The 19,682-nt window shown below is 57.5% G+C and carries 20 protein-coding genes; 6 read left to right on the forward strand and 14 right to left on the reverse strand.

What is annotated here, in order from left to right:
* Nucleotides 1-49: 49 nt before the first annotated feature.
* From ACQQ2Q_RS07480 to phnG, 8 genes are all read right to left on the reverse strand, one after another.
* Nucleotides 50-664: a DapH/DapD/GlmU-related protein gene (locus ACQQ2Q_RS07480; protein ID WP_428186374.1), complete on the reverse strand. Its 615-nt coding sequence runs from the start codon at nucleotides 662-664 to the stop codon at nucleotides 50-52.
* Nucleotides 661-1,368, reverse strand: a complete 708-nt coding sequence (phnL, locus tag ACQQ2Q_RS07485; RefSeq protein WP_428186375.1) for a phosphonate C-P lyase system protein PhnL — start codon at nucleotides 1,366-1,368, stop codon at nucleotides 661-663. The genes ACQQ2Q_RS07480 and phnL overlap by 4 nt, the downstream gene beginning before the upstream one ends.
* A gap of 16 nt (nucleotides 1,369-1,384) precedes the next feature.
* Nucleotides 1,385-2,161, reverse strand: coding sequence for a phosphonate C-P lyase system protein PhnK (gene phnK, locus ACQQ2Q_RS07490; protein ID WP_428186376.1), 777 nt, complete (start codon nucleotides 2,159-2,161; stop codon nucleotides 1,385-1,387).
* Nucleotides 2,158-3,072: an alpha-D-ribose 1-methylphosphonate 5-phosphate C-P-lyase PhnJ gene (locus ACQQ2Q_RS07495; RefSeq protein WP_428186377.1), complete on the reverse strand. Its 915-nt coding sequence runs from the start codon at nucleotides 3,070-3,072 to the stop codon at nucleotides 2,158-2,160. The genes phnK and ACQQ2Q_RS07495 overlap by 4 nt, the downstream gene beginning before the upstream one ends.
* A 142-nt stretch (nucleotides 3,073-3,214) precedes the next feature.
* A complete protein-coding gene (gene fosX / locus ACQQ2Q_RS07500) occupies nucleotides 3,215-3,628 on the reverse strand; it encodes a FosX/FosE/FosI family fosfomycin resistance hydrolase (protein ID WP_428186378.1) in 414 nt (137 codons plus the stop codon).
* Nucleotides 3,625-4,737, reverse strand: coding sequence for a carbon-phosphorus lyase complex subunit PhnI (locus ACQQ2Q_RS07505; protein ID WP_428186379.1), 1,113 nt, complete (start codon nucleotides 4,735-4,737; stop codon nucleotides 3,625-3,627). Before ACQQ2Q_RS07505 ends, fosX begins: the two co-directional genes overlap by 4 nt.
* A 3-nt stretch (nucleotides 4,738-4,740) precedes the next feature.
* A complete protein-coding gene (gene phnH, locus ACQQ2Q_RS07510) occupies nucleotides 4,741-5,349 on the reverse strand; it encodes a phosphonate C-P lyase system protein PhnH (RefSeq protein ID WP_428186380.1) in 609 nt (202 codons plus the stop codon).
* Nucleotides 5,349-5,822 (reverse strand): phosphonate C-P lyase system protein PhnG, encoded by a 474-nt coding sequence (gene phnG / locus ACQQ2Q_RS07515; RefSeq protein ID WP_428186381.1) that lies wholly within the window; start codon nucleotides 5,820-5,822, stop codon nucleotides 5,349-5,351. The genes phnH and phnG overlap by 1 nt, the downstream gene beginning before the upstream one ends.
* Nucleotides 5,823-5,907: 85 nt before the next feature.
* Between phnG and phnF the strand changes: the two genes are divergently transcribed.
* Entirely contained in the window at nucleotides 5,908-6,648 is a 741-nt protein-coding gene (phnF, locus tag ACQQ2Q_RS07520) for a phosphonate metabolism transcriptional regulator PhnF (protein ID WP_428186382.1), read from the forward strand.
* Nucleotides 6,649-6,661: 13 nt separating this feature from the next.
* On the opposite strand, the gene ACQQ2Q_RS07525 is transcribed toward phnF, so the two are convergent.
* From ACQQ2Q_RS07525 to mepA, 6 genes are all read right to left on the reverse strand, one after another.
* Nucleotides 6,662-7,297: a 2,3-bisphosphoglycerate-dependent phosphoglycerate mutase gene (locus tag ACQQ2Q_RS07525; RefSeq protein ID WP_428186383.1), complete on the reverse strand. Its 636-nt coding sequence runs from the start codon at nucleotides 7,295-7,297 to the stop codon at nucleotides 6,662-6,664.
* Nucleotides 7,298-7,322: 25 nt separating this feature from the next.
* Entirely contained in the window at nucleotides 7,323-8,138 is an 816-nt protein-coding gene (dapB, locus tag ACQQ2Q_RS07530; protein ID WP_428186384.1) for a 4-hydroxy-tetrahydrodipicolinate reductase, read from the reverse strand.
* Nucleotides 8,135-9,931 carry an ABC transporter ATP-binding protein gene (locus ACQQ2Q_RS07535; RefSeq protein WP_428186385.1) on the reverse strand — a complete coding sequence of 599 codons (1,797 nt, stop codon included), beginning with the start codon at nucleotides 9,929-9,931 and terminating at the stop codon, nucleotides 8,135-8,137. The genes dapB and ACQQ2Q_RS07535 overlap by 4 nt, the downstream gene beginning before the upstream one ends.
* A gap of 124 nt (nucleotides 9,932-10,055) precedes the next feature.
* Nucleotides 10,056-11,081: a glucokinase gene (locus ACQQ2Q_RS07540; protein WP_428186386.1), complete on the reverse strand. Its 1,026-nt coding sequence runs from the start codon at nucleotides 11,079-11,081 to the stop codon at nucleotides 10,056-10,058.
* A gap of 36 nt (nucleotides 11,082-11,117) precedes the next feature.
* Nucleotides 11,118-11,504, reverse strand: a complete 387-nt coding sequence (locus ACQQ2Q_RS07545) for a methylglyoxal synthase (protein WP_428186387.1) — start codon at nucleotides 11,502-11,504, stop codon at nucleotides 11,118-11,120.
* A gap of 76 nt (nucleotides 11,505-11,580) precedes the next feature.
* Entirely contained in the window at nucleotides 11,581-12,624 is a 1,044-nt protein-coding gene (gene mepA, locus ACQQ2Q_RS07550) for a penicillin-insensitive murein endopeptidase (RefSeq protein ID WP_428186388.1), read from the reverse strand.
* A 178-nt stretch (nucleotides 12,625-12,802) separates the two neighbouring features.
* On the opposite strand from mepA, the gene ACQQ2Q_RS07555 reads away from it, so the two are divergent.
* The 5 genes from ACQQ2Q_RS07555 (at nucleotide 12,803) to ACQQ2Q_RS07575 (ending at nucleotide 19,660) form a co-directional block, all read left to right on the forward strand.
* Nucleotides 12,803-14,647: an extracellular solute-binding protein gene (locus ACQQ2Q_RS07555; protein ID WP_428186389.1), complete on the forward strand. Its 1,845-nt coding sequence runs from the start codon at nucleotides 12,803-12,805 to the stop codon at nucleotides 14,645-14,647.
* Between the two features lie 159 nt (nucleotides 14,648-14,806).
* Nucleotides 14,807-15,901 (forward strand): microcin C ABC transporter permease YejB, encoded by a 1,095-nt coding sequence (locus tag ACQQ2Q_RS07560; RefSeq protein ID WP_428186390.1) that lies wholly within the window; start codon nucleotides 14,807-14,809, stop codon nucleotides 15,899-15,901.
* Between the two features lie 10 nt (nucleotides 15,902-15,911).
* On the forward strand, nucleotides 15,912-17,042 hold the full coding sequence (locus ACQQ2Q_RS07565) for an ABC transporter permease (protein WP_428186514.1): 1,131 nt from the start codon (nucleotides 15,912-15,914) through the stop codon (nucleotides 17,040-17,042).
* The gene (locus tag ACQQ2Q_RS07570) at nucleotides 17,039-18,670 is read left to right on the forward strand and encodes an ABC transporter ATP-binding protein (protein ID WP_428186391.1); all 1,632 of its coding nucleotides are present in this window, start codon (nucleotides 17,039-17,041) and stop codon (nucleotides 18,668-18,670) included. The genes ACQQ2Q_RS07565 and ACQQ2Q_RS07570 overlap by 4 nt, the downstream gene beginning before the upstream one ends.
* Nucleotides 18,671-18,697: 27 nt before the next feature.
* A complete protein-coding gene (locus tag ACQQ2Q_RS07575) occupies nucleotides 18,698-19,660 on the forward strand; it encodes a 2-hydroxyacid dehydrogenase (RefSeq protein ID WP_428186392.1) in 963 nt (320 codons plus the stop codon).
* Nucleotides 19,661-19,682 lie beyond the last annotated feature (22 nt).

The following is a 19,682-nucleotide window of genomic DNA, read 5'->3' on the forward strand; positions in this document are numbered from 1 at the left end:
GGGATGACAGTTCCATGACAACGGCTAAGCAATTGAAGTTAAACGATCTTCAGGAATATTTGGCGACGAATTCTTCAGCGGAGAGATGACGAAAATCGTCCAGGGCCGCATGCAACTGGTCATGCTCCCAGTCCCACCAGGAAAGCGCGTTCATCGCTTGACCCAATTCGCGGGAAAAGCGCTCGCGAATGAGTTTGGCTGGCACACCGCCCACGATAGTGTATGGCGCGACGTCCTTGGAGACGACAGCACCTGCCCCGATGACGGCACCATTGCCAACCGTGACGCCAGGGAGAATAGTCGCACCATGGCCGATCCAAACGTCGTGACCGATCGCCACCCTGTTTTCGCGACGCCAGGCAAAGAAATCCGTGTCCATATCGGCGCCCTCGAAATAGTCGGCGGCGCGATAAGTGAAGTGATGAAGTGTGGCACGCCATGTCGGGTGATTGGTGGCGTTAATGCGCACGGATGCCGCGATATTGGCAAATTTGCCAATCTCGGCGCACCAGATGCCGCCGTCCTGCATGACATAGGAATAGTCCCCGATGACCACTTCATCGATCCGGCAACGATCCGCGACTTCCGTATAACGGCCAAGTTTGGAATTGTTGACGGAAGCGGTCGGATGGATGAGCGGCTCGACCCCAAGTTTGCGGCTCATGCGGCGGCCTTTCGCGGCGAGAAAGCGGAGACGTCGATAATGCGATCGGCAACGGCTTCGCGCACTTCTTCATCATGGAAGATGCCGAGCATGGCCACGCCCTCGCGCTTCTTGCGACGAATCATGTCGACGACAACAGCTCGGTTTTGCGCGTCGAGTGATGCCGTTGGTTCGTCAAGCAGGAGGATCTTGTGATCGGTGATGAAGCCACGGGCGATATTGACGCGCTGCTGCTCGCCACCGGAGAATGTCGCTGGCGGAAGTTGCCACAGTGCTTGCGGCAAGTTGAGGGCCGACAGCAGGTCGCAGGCACGCGCACGCGCTTCATCCATTGGAACAGAGCGGGCGAAAAGCGGTTCGGCGACGATATCGACGGCAGAAACACGCGGGACCGTGCGCAGGAACTGACTGACATAGCCCATCGTCTGGCGACGCACTTCTAGAATCGTGCGCGGATCGGCAGTGGCTATATCGATGATGCTGTCATCGCGCGAGACGAGGATCTGGCCGCCGTCTACAGCATAATTGCCGAACAACATTTTCAGGATCGAGCTCTTGCCGATACCGGATGGGCCACCCAGAACGACACATTCGCCAGCAGCAACAGAGAAAGACACATTCGAGACGACCGGCAGACGGATGCCATCGCGCAGATGCATGGTGAAGCTTTTGCACACTTCCGATACGACGAGAGGCGTAGCCATGGCGGTTTTCCTGTTCTCAGACTTGCAAAATGGAGGAGACGAGCAGTTGGGTGTAAGGCGCGCGAGGGTCGTCCAGAACACGATCGGTCAGGCCTTCCTCGATCACGTTGCCGTCCTTCATCACCATCATGCGATGCGACAGAAGCCTGGCGACAGCGAGATCGTGGGTGACGACAATGGCGGACAGACCGAGATCGTTGACAAGGTTGCGAACCAGATCGAGCAGACGCGCCTGAACAGAGACGTCGAGACCACCCGTCGGTTCATCCATGAACACCAGCCGAGGTCCGGTTACCAGATTTCGGGCGATCTGCAGGCGCTGACGCATGCCACCCGAAAAGGAACGAGGCTGGTCGTCGATGCGGTCGGTATTGATCTCGACACGCTCGAGCCACTCGCCGGCCGTCTCGCGAATATTACCGTAATGGCGCTGACCAACGGCCATCAGCCTTTCGCCGACATTGGCGCCGGCAGATACCGTCATGCGCAGTCCGTCCGCCGGGTTCTGGTGCACGAAGCCCCAATCGGTGCGCATGAGGAAGCGGCGCTCGGCCTCGCTCATGTGGTAGAGTTCACGGTAGGAGCCATCGCGCATATGATATTCGATGGAGCCGGTCGTCGGCATCAGACGGGTCGAAAGACTGTTCAGCAGCGTCGTCTTACCCGAACCCGACTCACCGACCACGGCCAGAACTTCTCCCGGCCAGAGATCGAATGACACATTGTTGCAGCCGATGCGGCTTCCGTAGAACTTGGAAATATTGCGCACCTTGAGAAGCGGCAAATCGCTCATTGCGCGGCCTCCTTGCTCGGTGCCAGCATGTGGCCGACATGTCCCTCTGCCTGGCGTTCCTCGCAGTAATCAGTGTCGGAGCAGACAAACATTCGCGCGCCCTTATCGTCGAGAATGACCTCATCGAGATAGACATTTTCCGCGGCGCAAAGCGCGCAGGGTTTATCGAATTTCTGGATCGTGAACGGGTGATCCTCAAAGTCGAGGCTAACGACTTCGGTGTAGGGCGGCACCGCATAAATACGCTTTTCACGGCCAGCGCCAAACAGCTGAAGTGCCTCGGACTGGTGCATTTTCGGATTATCGAATTTCGGTGTGGGCGACGGGTCCATGACATATCGCTCGTTGACCTTGACCGGATAGGCATAGGTCGTGGCGATATGACCGTTACGGGCGATGTCCTCATAGAGTTTCACATGCATCAGGCCATATTCCTCAAGCGCGTGCATCTTGCGTGTCTCCGTCTCGCGCGGCTCCAGAAAGCGCAGCGGCTCGGGTATTGGAACCTGATAAACCAGCACCTGGCCTTCGCTTAACCGTTCTTCGGGAATGCGGTGACGCGTCTGGATGATCGTTGCCTCCCGTGTGCGGGTGGTGACCGCGACATTGGCAACCTTCTGAAAGAACGCACGGATCGAGACTGCATTGGTGGTATCGTCGGCGCCCTGATCGATGACTTTCAGGCGATCATCCGGCCCGAGAATGGACGCGGTTACCTGGACACCGCCAGTTCCCCAGCCGTATGGCATGGGCATTTCGCGGCTGGCAAAAGGGACCTGATATCCCGGAATGGCGATCGCTTTGAGGATCGCGCGACGGATCATTCGTTTGGTCTGTTCGTCCAGATAGGCGAAATTATATTCGGCAAGCCCGTCATGGGCATGGTCGGGGGCGGAAACTTCTTGGCTCATTGCACGTTATCCCAATGCAAAAGGAGATTTACGCCATGCATATCGCAACCATTCTTACCCTCGTCATGGGTGTCATGATTGTCAGCACGATCGGAAGCGCCGGCTGGTATGCCTTCAGCCGGAAGTAAAAATACAAATCCCGTCACGCTGCGACCTCCCGCGCATAGCGCGCCAGCCGCTCATCGAGCCTGCCGCTATGGAGTTCGAACAGGTGATTGTCGTGGTCGTAGAAATAAATCGACCGGCCTTCACCCTCTACGCGTGAACGCGATGGCTTGACGTCCAGGCCAAGCGCTTCGATGCGGACCAGATAGCCGTCAAGCGCATCATCCGGCACCTTGGACGCTATGTGATTATACGTGCGCTCCGCCAAAACCTCGCCGACCATCACGGCGACCCAGATTTCCCCCACCAGATAGAAACGCTCCGGTGAGAGCGAGAACTGCTTGTCCCCGCTGCGGTAGACTTCCTTTGCGCCCAGAACCTGTTCCGGGATCTGGCCCATGCTGTCGAGATCCCGAACGATCAGGGTAATATGCGACAGACCCTCGATCATTCCGCGGCCTCTGCCCGTTCCCCGTCATCCGCCGGTCTTTGGCGCGCATCGTGTTCGCGGCGCATGCGGCGCACGAGATCGAGTTCAGCCTGGAAATCCACGTAATGTGGCAGTTTCAGATGCTCGACAAAGCCTGTGGCTTGCACATTGTCGGAGTGGGAAATCACGAATTCCTCGTCCTGCGCGGGCGCCACGATATCTTCGCCAAACTCCCCTGCTCTCAAGGCGCGATCGACCAGCGACATGGCCATGGCCTTGCGCTCGCTCTGGCCAAAGACCAGACCATATCCGCGGGTAAACTGAGGCGGTGCCTTGGACGACCCCTTGAACTGATTGACCATCTGGCATTCGGTGACACGGATACGACCAAGCGACACGGAAAAGCCGAGCTCTGCAACGTCCAGTTCCACCTCAACCTCACCTATGCGAACTTCACCCACGAAGGGGTGTGAGCGGCCGTAACCCCGCTGGGTGGAATAGGCGAGCGACAGCAGAAAGCCTTCATCGCCGCGCGCGAGTGCCTGGAGCCTGATGTCCCGCGCCATGGGGAATTCCAGCGGTTCGCGGGTGATATCACCCGGCACATGCTCTTCCGGCATCGTTCCATCCGCCTCGATCAAGCCTTCCTGCGCGAGGATCTCCGAAACCCGCATGACGGGTTCCGCGTCTGTCGGCCGCATTGCGCCGGCTGGCACCTCTTCGTCTTCCAGAAGTGCGGGATCGAGAAGCCGGTGGGTATAGTCGAATGTCGGGCCCAGAAGCTGGCCGCCCGGCAGGTCCTTGTAAGTTGCCGAAACACGGCGCTCCACAAACATCGTACCGGTGTCGATGGGTTTGGAATAACCGAAACGCGGCAGTGTGGTGCGGTAGGCCCGCAACAGGAAGATTGCCTCGATCATGTCCCCCCTCGCCTGACGGACGGCAAGGGCTGCCAGACGGCGATCGTGAAGCGAGGCTTCGGCCATCACGCGGTCCACGGCCAGACCCAGTTGTTCAATGACCTGATCAATGGTGAGGGCCGGGAGCGAGCGGTTTCCACGACGACGGTCGGCCAGAAGACGATGGGCATTTTCGATTGCCGCCTCGCCGCCTTTTACAGCTACATACATCCTTCAATTCTCCCTGACGGTCATCTTGCAGGTCCGGGGCAAGCAAAGGAAACTGCGCCCGGACGTCAGCACAACATCGATGCCGCGCGGAAAGAGCGTGCGGTTTTCGCCCCATTGGCGCTGGAACATCTCCGGAAGACCGCGCGGTGCAATCACGGTCGTTTCTTTGATGCCCGGACCGGTCAGAATTAGGCTTTGGCCTCCGTCGAGTCTGGCCACCTCGATAACCAGCGTGGTGGAGCGATCCGGATATTCCTGACTGCCTGCTGCAAAAAGACCAAATGGCGTGAGTGCGGCGCCGGCTTCCATGAAGGCAAAGCGCGCTTCCGATTTTTCACGTGTGAGCGCTGCGCCGGTGTGAAAGCGGATCCATTCCCCTGCGGTCGATTTTGACAAACCCGATGTGAGCCAGACAGGCGTGTCGTGATCGCAAAGTGACAGAGCCACAGCACCAGCCGCCGCGCCCAGCGGCATAGGTGGCGCGATCTCAGGAGTGATGGTCTCTATCTTGCCAGGGCGAGCCATGCAGTCCATCAACATTCGGAAGACGCTCTGGGCATGGAAGACCGGCTCGGAAAAGCCCCCGGTCAGGGCATCTGCCTTCAAATCCATCAGTCTTCTCCGCGAACCATGGTGAAGAAATCGACGCGCGTTGCCGCTGTCTCTTCCGCTTTTTTCCGATCTTCCGCGGCCAGTCTCTCGGCGACAGGGAGAAGCAATTTGCGCTCTATCTCTTCTTGCAGGTCCGGCCTTTGCCAGAGAGCATCGAAGATGGCGGCCAGTCGGGATTTTTCACGACTGGTCCCAAGCGTTTGCCCATGACCAACCGAACCACAGTCCAGCCGCACCGACGCACGACTGACGGTAATCTCTCCCAGATTGAAGGGATCGCCTCCGCCGCCAATCCGACCGCGAACCATGACCAGACCGGTCTCGGGGCCACGCAGCGGCGTGACATCGGGCTTGGGCTCATGGGCAGCCCATGCCTGCTGAAGTTCACTCATGGTGGCGTTGGCGAGAAGATCACAGGCTCGCTTGTGCGCCCGTTCCGCTTCAACGCCGTCACTCTTGACTGCTGAGTTCATTTTCACTTGCCTCTAAATGTCTATTAATATAGACAACCGTACAACATACTATTGATGTACTTTTTCAGAATGACAAGAGTGTGACATGACGGATGCAAATCGCGTGCAGCGGCAAAGCGGCGTGGCCCTTTGGCGACAGATCGCCGACCGTATCCGCACATCCATTGTAGAAGGTGACTATGACACAACGGGCATGGTGCCGCCCGAAACGGTTCTGGCAGACACCTTCGGCGTCAATCGGCACACCATTAGAAGCGCCCTTGCTGCACTGGGGCAGGAGGGAATTGTCCGCGCCGTTCAAGGTCGTGGAACGCTGATTGAAGATCGTCAGCGCATCAGCTTTCCGATCTCGCGGCGAACGCGCTTTACGGCTGGAATTGGCGCTCAGGCCAGCGATCTTGAGGGACTGCTGCTGGCATCCGGTGTCGAGCCTGCGCGTGCAGAGATCGCGACAGCACTACAAATCAGTGTCAAGACCGATGTTCTACGGATTGAGACGGTCAGGAAAGCCGATCGCCGACCTGTATCCGTCTCGACAAGCTGGTTTCCGCTGCCTCGCTTCGCCGGTATCGATGAAGCCTATGGCAAGACAGGGTCGATCACCGAAGCCTTTGCGATTTGCGGCCTGATGGACTATGTGCGGCAAAATACGGAAATTTCGGCAACCCATGCGGATGCCGGGGATGCCAGCCTGTTGAAACTGTCACCGGGCGCGATCGCATTGGTGACGAAGGCGAGCAATGTCGACCTCGAAGGCCGGCCAGTCCAGTATTCGATCACCCGCTTTCCTGCCGATCGCGTGCAATTGACCGTCAGCAGCGGGTGATCGCAAAAAAACTTCAGTGTGCGGCTGACATGTCGCCCAGCACTTCCTTGGAAGCGACCGTCGAATCAGCGTTCAGCTTGTAGACCATGGGCACGCCGGTCGCGAGATTGAGCTTGAGGATCTCTTCCTTGGTCATGCGGTCCAGCACCATCACCAATGCCCGCAGGGAATTCCCATGGGCTGCCACAAGCAGCTTTTCGCCACGCAGGACGCGCGGAAGAATGTCAGTCATGAAATAGGGCCAGACACGTGCACCGGTGTCACGCAGGCTTTCGCCACCAGGTGGGGGGACGTCATAGGACCGGCGCCAGATGTGAACCTGCTCCTCACCCCATTTCTCGCGGGCATCATCCTTGTTGAGACCGGACAGATCACCGTAATCGCGCTCGTTCAGTGCTTCATCGCGGATGGTTTCCAGATCAGGCTGACCGACATTGTCGAGGATGATCTGGCAAGTTCTCTGCGCACGCGAAAGTACAGATGTATAGGCCACGTCAAACTTGATGCCGTAATCTGCAAGTGCCTTGCCGCCGGCATTGGCTTCCTGAACTCCGAGCTCGGTGAGGCCCGGATCACGCCAACCGGTAAAGAGGTTCTTGAGATTCCATTCGCTTTGGCCGTGTCGAACGAGAACGAGGGTACCGCTCATATCAATAATCCTCCGCAGGGATGAGTTAGGAAAGCCCGAGCACGTCGAGCATGGAATAAAGTCCGGGCTTTTTATCGCGCGCCCACAAAGCCGCCTTCACGGCACCGCGGGCAAAGATCGTCCGATCGCCGGCGGAATGGGACAAGGTCACCATTTCTCCTTCGCCGGCCAGAATGACGGAATGATCACCGACGACGGAGCCGCCGCGCAAGGTGGCAAAACCGATCGATCCTTCTTCGCGCGGGCCGGTATGGCCGTCGCGAACGCGGACCGAATTGTCCGACAGATCGATCGCACGACCTTCGGCTGCGGCCTGACCGAGCAGAAGCGCGGTACCGGACGGTGCATCGACCTTGTGCTTGTGGTGCATCTCGACGACCTCAATGTCCCAGCCGGCGGCATCAAGGGCTTTGGCAGCCTGCTTGACGAGGACCGAGAGTAGATTGACGCCGAGGCTCATATTGCCGGATTTGACGATGCGGGCATGGCGCGAAGCGGCCGAAAACTTGGCATCATCGTCAGGATGACAGCCGGTGGTGCCGATCACATGGACAATGCGGGCCTGGGCGGCAAGGGCGGCAAACTTCGTGCTCGCAGCCGGCACGGTGAAATCGACCACGCCATCAGCAGCGACGAAGGCGGACAATGGATCATCCGTGATTTTCACGCCAATGGGACCGAGGCCGGCGAGTTCGCCAGCATCCTGGCCGAGGCAGCTTGCACCGGGACGTTCGATGGCGGCGTGAACGACCGCGCCATCCGTCTCATGAATGATCCGGATCAGCGCCTGACCCATGCGACCCGATGCACCGACCACGACGAGCTTCATCGCTTCACTCATGAACTGGCCTCTTCTCCCAATAGTAATTTATTGCCGACTGCCGTGTCCTGCATATTGTTCAGTCGAGCGTAGAGCCCGCCCTCGCGCTGCGCAAGTTCGCCATGGGCACCCTGCTCCACCACCAGGCCGTTTTCCATGACGACGATCTTATCCGCCTTGACCACTGTCGAAAGACGGTGGGCGATGACGACGACCGTTCTGCCGGCCATGGCCTCGTCCAGTGCTTTCTGCACCGCGGCTTCTGATTCTGTATCGAGTGCAGAGGTTGCCTCATCCAGAAGAAGGATCGGAGCATTACGCACCAGTGCACGCGCGATGGACAATCGCTGACGCTGGCCACCGGATAACGTCACGCCATTTTCGCCAACGGGCGTATCGTAACCTTGCGGCTGCGCCAGGATGAAATCATGGGCATAGGCTTGCTTGGCCGCCGCTTCGATCTCAGCGTCGGTTGCTTCCTGGCGGCCGTAGCGGATGTTGTCGCGAATGGTGCCTTCAAACAAGTAAGGCTGCTGGGAGACGTAGGCCAGATGCTGACGCAAAGACGATTTGGTAACATCAGCAATGTTCTGACCGTCGATCAGGATCTCGCCACCCTTCGGATCGTAAAAGCGCGGGATCAATGTGATGATCGTCGACTTGCCGGCCCCGGATGGCCCAACCAATGCCGTGGTCTTGCCACCCTCAGCAACAAAGTCGACGCCCTTCAGGACATCATCGCCGCTGGAATAGGCGAACCTGACGCCCTTGAATTCGATGCGCGCCTGGTCGACCACGAGATCTGCCGCACCGTCCTTGTCACGCTGATGGGGCTCCATGTCGAGGATTTCATAGATCATCCGGGCATTCACGACCGCACGTTCCATCGAGATCTGCAGCTTTGCCAGACGCTTTGCCGGCTCATAGGCCATCAGCAACGCCGCGATAAAGGAAAAGAACGCTCCCGGCATGACGCCGCCATAGATCGAGCGGAAGGCTGCATAGGCAAGCACGCTGGAGATCGCAAAACCGGCAAATGTTTCGGTGATCGGCGAGGTACGTTCGGACAGGCGCGTGATCCGGTTGGACTGGCGTTCGGCCGTGGAGATGATCCCATCCACGTTACGGGTCAGCTCCTTTTCCATCGTGAAGGCTTTGACGATGGCTATTCCCTGCACCGTTTCCTGCATCGCGCCAAGTACACGGCTGTTGTACATCACGGAATCGCGGGTGGCCTGACGAAGGCGCCTGGAGATATAGCGCAGGGCGAGAAGCATCGGCGGCGCAACCACGAAGACGATTACGCTCAGCACAGGATCCTTGGCCACCATGACGCCAACAAGTGCGACGAGCGTCAGCAAATCGCGCGCCATCGACGTCACTGTCAGATTTAGCACGTCACGAATGCCGGAGATATTCTGACTGATCTGCGCCGCAAGATGCGAGGAGCGCGCCTCGCTGAAATAGCCGACAGACAAGGTCATCAAATGGTTGAAGAGCCGACGCTGATAACGGGCGACGATATTATTGCCGATCTTGGCCAAAGTTACGGCCTGGCCGTAGCTGGCAAAGCCGCGCAGGATAAATGCCCCGAGGATGCCCGCACAAATCATCCAGACAATGTCTGCACGTTGGTTGGCGAACGCCTCATTGACCACGCTTTCCATGATCCATGCGGTAAATGCCGTTGTGCCGGCCACTGTGGCAAGGCAGACAATCGCCACCGCATAGGACTTCCAGTGATCGCGGCCATTTTCTGCAATGACGCGCTTCAGAACGACGCTGATACCCTGGGAGTCCAACGACTTTCCCATTTTGCTATCGGGTTTCAAGAGCTGTTCCTTCACAATATTTCACGACCGGTCTGCCAGGGCAAAACACGCGGCTCTATAAACCGTCACATGGGCTTTGACCATAGAAAACAGCAGAGGCTGATATTCACGCACGGGTCCATCGACGCCCGTCTACAGCCAAACCGAAGTCGGATGGCGTTCGGGCATAGGCCGCCAAGCCGGACAATGCGGCCAGCGGATGCGTGACCACGAAAGTCGGAATCGTGCGCATCATGGCGGAATGGGGGGCTTTGTCTTCAAAAGCGGCTCGAAATTCCGGTTTCTTCAAAGCCGGTATGATCTTCTGTGAAATACCGCCCGAAAGATAAACGCCGCCTCGGGCCATGAAGACCAGCGCCATGTCTCCGGCAAGGCGGCCAAGATAGGTGACAAAAAGTGACAGGGTCTCTTCCGCGTTGCGATCCGTTCCTGCCAGACCATGGCCGGTGACGTCCGCTGGATCGGTCCATGTCGGCTCCTCACCATTGGCCTTGCAGACCGCCTGATAAATGTTGACGAGGCCTCGGCCACACAACAACTGCTCAGCCGCAATGCGACCCTCGATGGCAATCAGATAGGGAAAGATCTCGAAATCGCGTCTGCTTCGCGGCCCCACATCCACATGCCCGCCCTCGCCCGGAACGGGAAACCAGCGGTGTTGTGCATAAACAAGACCGGCGACTCCAAGTCCCGTACCTGGCCCCAGAACGACACGAGAGGCTTGCTTGCCGGTGACGTTTTCGCCAATTGGCTCGCGGTATTCATCAGGCATCGTGGCAATTGCCAGAGCCTGCGCTTCGAAATCGTTGACAACCAGCACATTTTCGAAGCCAAGACCGGAAATCATCTGCTTCGGGCGAACGATCCAGTCGCAATTTGTGAGCGGAATCTCATCGCCCCGAATGGGCCCCGCAACCGCCAGAATGGCCGAGCGGGGTTGCAAGGAGGTCTTGTCCAGCACACCCACCTGAATCGCTTCATCGATCGTGGCGAAATCGGCCGTGCGCACATTTGGAAATTGCGTCGGCTCGGCATAGGCATCGATCAGGATCGAGAACCTGGCATTCGTTCCACCGATGTCGCCAATCAGGATCGGAAACGTCGGCTGGTCGTTATCATGTTGCATGGGCATGGCCGGTACTCTTGGCGGTGATTTCGGTTTCTGGGATCAAACGACGTTCATCATCAATTCTGCGGAGGCACGATTGAGCGCCATGGGGATGTCGTAGACCGTCGCCAGGCGCATCAAGGCTTTCACATCGACGTCATGCGGCATCGGGGTCAGCGGATCGACAAAGAAGATCAACAACTCGATTTCGCCGTTGGCGATCAACGCCCCGATCTGCTGGTCGCCACCCAAAGGGCCGCTTTTCATGCGGGTCACATCGAGGGAGGGGCAGGCATCCTTGATGCGACCACCTGTCGTGCCTGTCGCAACGATGCGCCAACCGGCAAATCTGGCTTCATGACGGCGCGCAAAATCGGCGAGATCATCCTTTTTCTGATCATGCGCGATCAGCGCGACACAGCGTTTCTCGGCAGCGGATGATGACATTGGCCCCATACCTTTTAAATCGATTTGAGTGCCTTCTATATCAGATCAGACCTGATTGAAAAGCGGTGGCGCGCCGTCATTGCTGCATCGGGCGCGGCAGCGGCAGCGGGACCACGGCGGGCAACATCACGTCGTATTGTGCAGCTGCGGGAGACGATGAAGCCGAGTAGGAAACCATACCCGATCCGCCCCGGAACGTTGCGGCAGCCTCGCTGGAGGCTGCCTTACCCTCAAGCACGACCGAGCAGGCCTTTGGCAAATCGGAAACCTGCATCGGCTTTGGCTTGGGAGCTGGCTTTGCGTTTGGATCTTTTTTCGCTGGAGCCCAGGGCTCATCGCTATACCACCAGGCAAGCGGCTTACCGCAACCATCGCCTGCCGGGACTGCCGCCTGCGCCTTGCAACCGGGAGATCCTTCGGGACATTTGATCCGCACATGGAAATGGTAATCGTGGCCGTAATAGGGGCGCACCTTGCCGAGATTGCTGCGGTCGCCCGTCCATGTCTCGCAAAGCTTCTTCTTGATCGACGGATTGACGAAAATGCGCTCGACCTGAGGATAGCTTGCAGCCCGCATGATGATGCGGGCATGGGCCGGCGTCCAGATTCGATCATCGACGGTCAGTCGCGCATTTTTCTTCAACATCGAGGTTGCCGAAATCGTCTCACGCTCATTCGCAGTCAAGGTTCGTGGCGGCATCGGTGTCAGCCAGATATCGGCGTCGAGTCCCACTTGATGGGAGGCGTGTCCCGATACCATGGGTCCGCCGCGTGGCTGCGAAATATCGCCCAGCAACAGCCCCGGCCATCCGTCATATTTGGCGCCATCCTGCGACAGCCTCTCCAGCAATGCGATCAGTTCGGGGTGGCCCCATCGACGGTTGCGCGACAGCCGCATCGCTTGCCAGGTCGGACCGTCGGTCGGAATAGCCACGGCTCCGGCAACACAGCCCTTGGAATAGAATCCAAAGGATGAGGGCGAGGCTTGCGTTGGCAGTTTTTCGGCGCCGAACAATGCCTTGGCGGGCTTGCCGTCCGCGAAAGCCGGAGGGTTCATCGCAATCATGGCGACAATAGCGGCCAATGCGCCTGCCCAAGTCCGGGATATCTTCGCTGCCATACCTGAAATGCTCCTGATTGCGGACTTTCGGTCTTTGCCCACCGATTTGCACGCAAATTACCGCGAAATGACCGGATCGTGAATTGATAAGGCGGATACAGGCGATGCGTGGCTGTATTTTGTCAAAGTTTTGCCTATCCTTGTGTCACGAACAAAAACAACACACAGGGATTTGAATATGGCTCTGTCTCGAATGGGACTGCTTCTGGTTTTGCCACTTATGGCGCTGGGTGCTGCGCCAGGCATCGTTTCGGCTCAGGAACCAGACGCTCCATTTCGCCATTCCTACGGACTCCTTGCGGCACCCAAATATCCTGATGATTTTGCACATTTCGACTATGTAAATCCAACGGCGCCGAAGGGCGGCGAACTCAGGCTTTCAGAGGAAGGCACTTTCGACAACCTCAATCCGCTGATCGACCGGGGTACGCCCGGAACCGGGACATCAAATGTGTTCGAGACACTTCTGGTGCCCTCCCAAGATGAGATTAACGTCTCATACGGCCTGCTTGCCGAGTCCTTTTCCTTCCCAGCAGACGTCTCGTCCGTGACATTCAAGCTGCGCGAGCAAGCGAAATGGGCTGATGGTGAGCCGGTGACACCGGATGATATTGTCTTCAGCTTCAATAACGCGAAAGAACATAGCGCACTGTTTTCCGACTATTATCGCCATGTCGTATCAGCCGAAAAGAGTGGTGCGAATGAGGTAAAATTCACCTTCGACGAGAAGAACAATCGGGAACTGCCATTGATCGTCGGAGACTTTCCGATTGTTCCCAAGCACTGGTGGGAAGCCAAAGATGCCGATGGCAAACAGCGGGACATCTCCCGCACTACACTGGAACCGCTGATGGGGTCCGGCCCTTACAAGCTCGCCTCAGTCAAACCGGGATCAATCCTGCGATATGAACTGCGTGACGACTATTGGGGCAAGGACCTTGCGGTTAATGTAGGCCAGAACAATATCGGCGCGATCACCTACACCTATTTTTCAGATCCTGAAGTGGAGTTCGAAGCGTTTCGCGCCGGCAATATCGACTATTATCAGGAAAACAGCTCAAGCCGTTGGGCAACCCGCTACGAATTCGATGCCGTGAAGGATGGGCGTGTCATCCGCGAGGCGCTTCCCAATCCCTTCCGCGCGACCGGCATCATGCAGGCCATGGTGCCGAATATGCGGCGCGATCTCTTCAAGAATGCGCGCGTCAGGGACGCGCTGAACTATGCATTCGATTTCGAGGACCTGAACAAGAACCTTGCCTATGACGGTTTGAAGCGCGTCGACAGTTTCTTCTGGGGCACCGAGCTTGCCTCGTCGGGGCTGCCGGAAGGCCGCGAACTGGAGATCCTGGAAAACCTCAAGGATGAGGTTCCGCCGGAGGTTTTCACGACACCTTACAAGAACCCCGTCGCCGGTGACCCGCAAAAGGTGCGGGACAATTTTCGAAAGGCGATTGCGCTTTTCAAGGAGGCCGGCTGGGAACTCAAGGGCACCCAGATGGTCAATACCAAGACCGGCAAGCCGATGAGTTTCGAGATCCTGCTCAGCAGTCCTTCGCTTGAACGTTCGGTTTTGCCCTATACAAACAGCCTCAGAAAAATCGGCATCGACGCGCGCGTCAGGACAGTCGACTCATCGCAATATATCAATCGAATCCGCGATTTCGACTACGACATGATCTGGGTGGTCTGGGGCCAGACCATGAATCCGGGGAATGAGCAAAGCAATTACTGGGGATCGGAATCGGTGAATCGGCACGGCTCGCGCAATTATGCCGGGATTTCAGATCCAGCCGTCGACAAGCTGATCAAGATGATCACATTTGCGCCCAACAGAGATGAACAAGTCGCAGCCGTGAGGGCGCTCGACCGGGTACTGCTTGCGCATCATTATGTGATCCCCCTGTTTTACTCCGGTGAGGTCAAGATTGCCTACTGGAGCAAGCTTGCTCACCCAGCAGAACTGCCAACGTATGCGACTGGGTTTCCGGATATCTGGTGGGTCAAACCGGACGCTCAATAGGCGGGGGCTTGCGTCACAAGCTCAAGCAGATACCAATGTGCGACACGAATCAGACCTGCCTGAATGAGGCAGGCATCATATGACTGGAGAATGCGGATTGAGCGCTTTTCGGCGCACCAGCCTTGGGCTTGATGGCAACATCTCGGGGAGCCTCGTCTAATGGGCGCCTATATTCTTCGGCGTTTGCTTTTGATGATCCCGACAATGGTCGGCATTATGGGCATTTCCTTTCTGGTCATCCAGTTTGCACCCGGCGGCCCTGTGGAACAGGTCATCGCGCAGCTCACCGGCCAGGGCGACAGCGCCGACCAGAGGCTGTCTGGCGGTGGCGATGCTTTGGGCAGCCAGATGGGCGCGGAAGATCTGAACTCCAGATATCGGGGCGCTCAGGGTCTCGATCCCGATTTGATCGCAAAGCTGGAAAAACAATTCGGCTTCGACAAGCCGCCGCTGACGCGTTTTCTGGAGATGATGGGCAATTACATCCGCTTCGATTTCGGCGAGAGCTTCTTCCGCAATACTTCGGTCATCGATCTCATTGTGGACAAGATGCCGGTTTCGATTTCGCTCGGCATCTGGATTATGATCATTTCCTATGCGATCTCGGTACCGCTTGGCATCAAGAAGGCGGTGCAGGACGGATCGACCTTCGATGTGTGGACGTCTGCGATCATCGTTATCGGCTACGCGGTGCCAAGCTTCCTGTTCGGCATTCTGCTGATCGTGCTGTTTGCTGGCGGCTCATTTTTCGACTGGTTTCCATTGCGCGGCCTGACCTCGGACAATTTTGCCAGTCTGTCGTGGTGGGAAAAGATCATCGACTACTTCTGGCACCTGACCCTGCCCCTGATCGCGCTGTCGTTATCGGCCTTTGCAACCACGACGCTGCTGACCAAGAACTCATTCATCGAGGAGATCAAGAAGCAGTATGTCGTGACCGCCAAGGCCAAAGGTCTGAACCAGCGGCAGGTGCTCTATGGCCACGTCTTCCGCAATGCCATGCTGATCGTGATCGCCGGATTTCCAGGGGCATTCATCTCCGCCTTCTTCACCGGTTCGCTTTTGATCGAAAACATATTCTCGCTCGATGGCCTCGGTCGTCTCGGCTACCTTTCGGTCGTGAACCGCGATTATCCGGTCGTGTTCGGCACCCTCTACATCTTCTCGCTAATGGGCCTTGTCGTCAGCCTTGTTTCCGATCTCATTTACACCTGGATCGATCCCCGCATCGATTTCGAGCGCAGGGATGTCTGAGATGGTGGGAATGGATACGGTCGCAGGACAGAAACCGCCGCGTAAAATGTGGCTTTCTCCCATCAATCGGCGCAGGCTTGCCAACTTCAAGGCCAATCGACGTGGCTATTGGTCGTTCTGGATCTTTCTTGTCTTGTTTGGTCTCAGCCTGTTTGCCGAGTTCATTGCCAATGACAAGCCGCTGATCGTTTCCTACCACGGAGAAATCCTGTTTCCGGTGGTGGTCGACTATCCGGAAGAAAAATTCGGCGGTTTTCTGGCCGTCACCGATTATCGCTCGCCCTTTATCCGCGACGAGATCGAAGCCAATGGATGGATGGTGTGGCCGCCCATCCGCTATTCTTACCGCACGGTAAATTCCAACATCCCGCATTCCGCACCGACTGCGCCCTTCTGGCTGATGGACAAGACAGAACGTTGTTCCGGCTATCCTGAGGGGGTTGACGATCCTGACTGCGTGGTTGGAAACCTGAACTGGCTGGGAACCGACGATCAGGCCCGCGATGTGACGGCGCGGATGATTTATGGTTTCCGGATTTCGGTGCTGTTCGGGCTTATTCTCACCATCGCCTCGGCCTTTATCGGCGTCACAGCCGGCGCCATGCAGGGCTATTTCGGTGGCCTGACCGACCTCTTGATGCAGCGCTTCATCGAGATCTGGTCGTCGATGCCGGTGCTCTACATCCTGCTGATCATCGCAGCGATCCTGCCGCCCGGATTCTTTATTCTGCTCGGCATCATGCTGCTGTTTTCGTGGGTCAGTTTTGTCGGCATCGTCCGGGCAGAGTTTTTGCGCGCCCGAAATTTTGAATATGTGAATGCGGCACGCGCGCTCGGTGTCGGCAACTGGACGATCATGTATCGTCACCTGCTGCCCAATGCGATGGTGGCCACTCTGACCTTCCTGCCGTTCATCCTGTCGGGTTCGATCACGACGCTTACCTCGCTCGACTTTCTTGGCTTCGGCATGCCACCCGGGTCGCCGTCGCTCGGTGAGTTGATTGCTCAGGGCAAAAGCAATCTGCAGGCTCCTTGGCTGGGGCTCACGGCCTTCTTCACCATGTCGATCATGCTCTCGCTCCTCATTTTCGTCGGCGAGGCGGTGCGCGACGCCTTCGATCCGAGGAAGGCCTTCAAATGAGCAAGACACCGCTTCTTTCCGTCAAGGACCTTTCAATCGCCTTCGAACAGGGGGGGACAACGACGACGGCTGTCGATCGCGTGTCGTTCGACATCTGTCCGGGCGAAGTGCTGGCACTGGTCGGAGAATCCGGCTCTGGCAAATCTGTCACAGCCAACTCGATCCTCAAGCTCCTGCCCTATCCCTCTGCCAGCCACCCTTCGGGCGAAATCTCGTTCGAGGGCAGCGACATGATGCGGATCAAGGAGGCCGAGCTTCGACAGATCCGTGGCAACGCCATCACGATGATCTTTCAGGAGCCGATGACCTCGCTCAATCCGCTGCATTCCATCGAAAAGCAAATTGGCGAAATCCTCCTCCTTCACCAGGGTCTCACGGGGCGGGTGGCGCGAGCACGCATTCTCGAATTGTTGCTCCAAGTCGGAATCCGTGAGCCGGAAAAACGCCTCAAAGCCTATCCGCACGAGTTGTCCGGCGGACAACGCCAACGTGTGATGATTGCAATGGCGCTGGCAAACCGGCCGAAGCTCTTGATTGCAGACGAGCCGACGACTGCGCTCGATGTGACCGTGCAGGCCCAGATCCTGGAACTGCTGCGCCAGCTCAAGGGCGAGCACGGGATGTCGATGCTGTTCATCACCCATGATCTCGGCATCGTGCGCAAATTTGCCGACCGCGTTTGCGTCATGACGAAGGGCAAGATCGTTGAGAGTGGTCCCGTTGAGGAGATCTTCGCCAATCCGCAGCACGAATACACAAGACATCTACTGGCATCGGAGCCACGCGGCGAACCGCCATTGGCTGACGAAACAAAACCTGTCGTCATGCGCGCAGAGGATGTGCGGGTCTGGTTTCCGATCAAGACAGGCTTGCTGCGCAAGGTTACCGACCATGTCAAAGCCGTTGACGGCATCGATCTGGAGCTTCGAGCCGGCGAGACGCTCGGCGTCGTTGGCGAATCCGGCTCGGGCAAGACGACACTCGGCCTTGCCCTTGCCCGCCTAATCGCTTCCAAAGGGCGTATCACATTCCTCGGCAACGACATCGGCTCCTTCGCCTACAAGGAAATGCTACCACTGCGCGACCGGCTACAGGTGGTCTTCCAGGATCCCTATGGCTCGCTCAGCCCGCGCATGTCAGTGGGGGAAATCATTGCGGAGGGGTTGAAGGTCCATGAGCCGCGCCTGAGCTTTGCTGAGCGCGATCAGCGCGTCTGTTGGGCACTCGACGAGGTCGGACTGGATACGTCCACCCGCTGGCGCTATCCGCATGAGTTTTCCGGCGGTCAGCGGCAGCGCATCGCCATTGCGCGTGCCATGGTGCTGAAACCCCGTTTCGTGATGCTTGACGAGCCAACCTCAGCGCTTGACATGAGTGTGCAGGCGCAGGTTGTCGATCTGTTGCGCGATCTGCAGGCGAAGCATGACCTCGCCTACCTGTTCATCAGCCACGATCTGAAGGTCGTCCGCGCGCTCGCAAACGAAGTGATCGTGATGCGGATGGGCAAGGTGGTGGAACAAGGGCCGTCTTCAGAGATCTTTTCAGCGCCCAAGGCGGAATATACCCGCGCTCTGATGGCCGCCGCCTTTGACATCAAAGCCGTCGAAATTGACGGCATCAGCCAATAATTTATCCCGTATCGACCAGGAGGTCGCATGTCCGCGCCGAGTTCTATTGTCATTGATCTGAAATTTACACCGAACTCGATTTCTGAAGCTCTGCAGTCTGCATTCGCAGAGCGCGACGTCATCAACATGGCCGACGAGGCCAATCAAGGTCGCGATCTCTCCAACGTGGACTACGCGGTCGTCTGGAAGCCCGATCAAAGACTTTTCGAGAAGATGCCGGACCTCAAGGTGATTTTCTCAGGCGGTGCCGGCGTCGACCATATCCTGACAGCATATGAACTGCCCGACCTTCCAATCGTCCGCTTTGTCGATCGCAGCCTCACCGACCGGATGAGCGAATGGGTAGTGCTTCAATGCCTGTCTCATCTTCGGCAGGTGACAGCCTATAGCAAGCAGCAACGCGAGCATGTTTTTCATGAACTCGACGGGCAGCCGGAAGCTTGCGACGTCACAGTCGGTGTCATGGGTCTCGGTGTCCTCGGCATTGATGCTGCAAGAAAGCTGAAGGCCATGGGCTTCAACGTCATCGGCTGGTCACGCGGGAAGAAAGATATCGACGGCATCGAGACATTCGATTCAGATGGCCTGGACGCGTTTCTCGCACACACCGATTTTCTCGTCGGCTTGTTGCCCCTCACCGAAGAGACGCGAGGTTTTTATAACCGCTCACTATTTGCCAAGCTCAAGCAAGGCGGCGCGCTCGGCAAGCCTGTTTTCATGAACGCCGGTCGTGGCGGCAGCCAGATTGAAGCTGACATCATTTTTGCGCTGGAAAATGGCGTTCTGGGCGGTGCCTCGATCGATGTGTTTGAAGCCGAACCGCTGCCAGCCGAGAGCCCCCTCTGGGACATCGAGAATGTGATCATCACGCCGCACGCGGCGGCGTCATCCGATGTTCGCGCTCTTTTCGTCCATGTCGAAGAACAGATTGCCCGCTATGAGCGCGGCGAGCCGCTTGAACATGTGGTCGACAGGGAGGCCGGTTATTGAGCGTTTTACGACATTTGGAACA

The sequence above is a fragment of the Agrobacterium sp. ES01 genome (genome assembly GCF_050320885.1).
Classification (GTDB): domain Bacteria; phylum Pseudomonadota; class Alphaproteobacteria; order Rhizobiales; family Rhizobiaceae; genus Allorhizobium.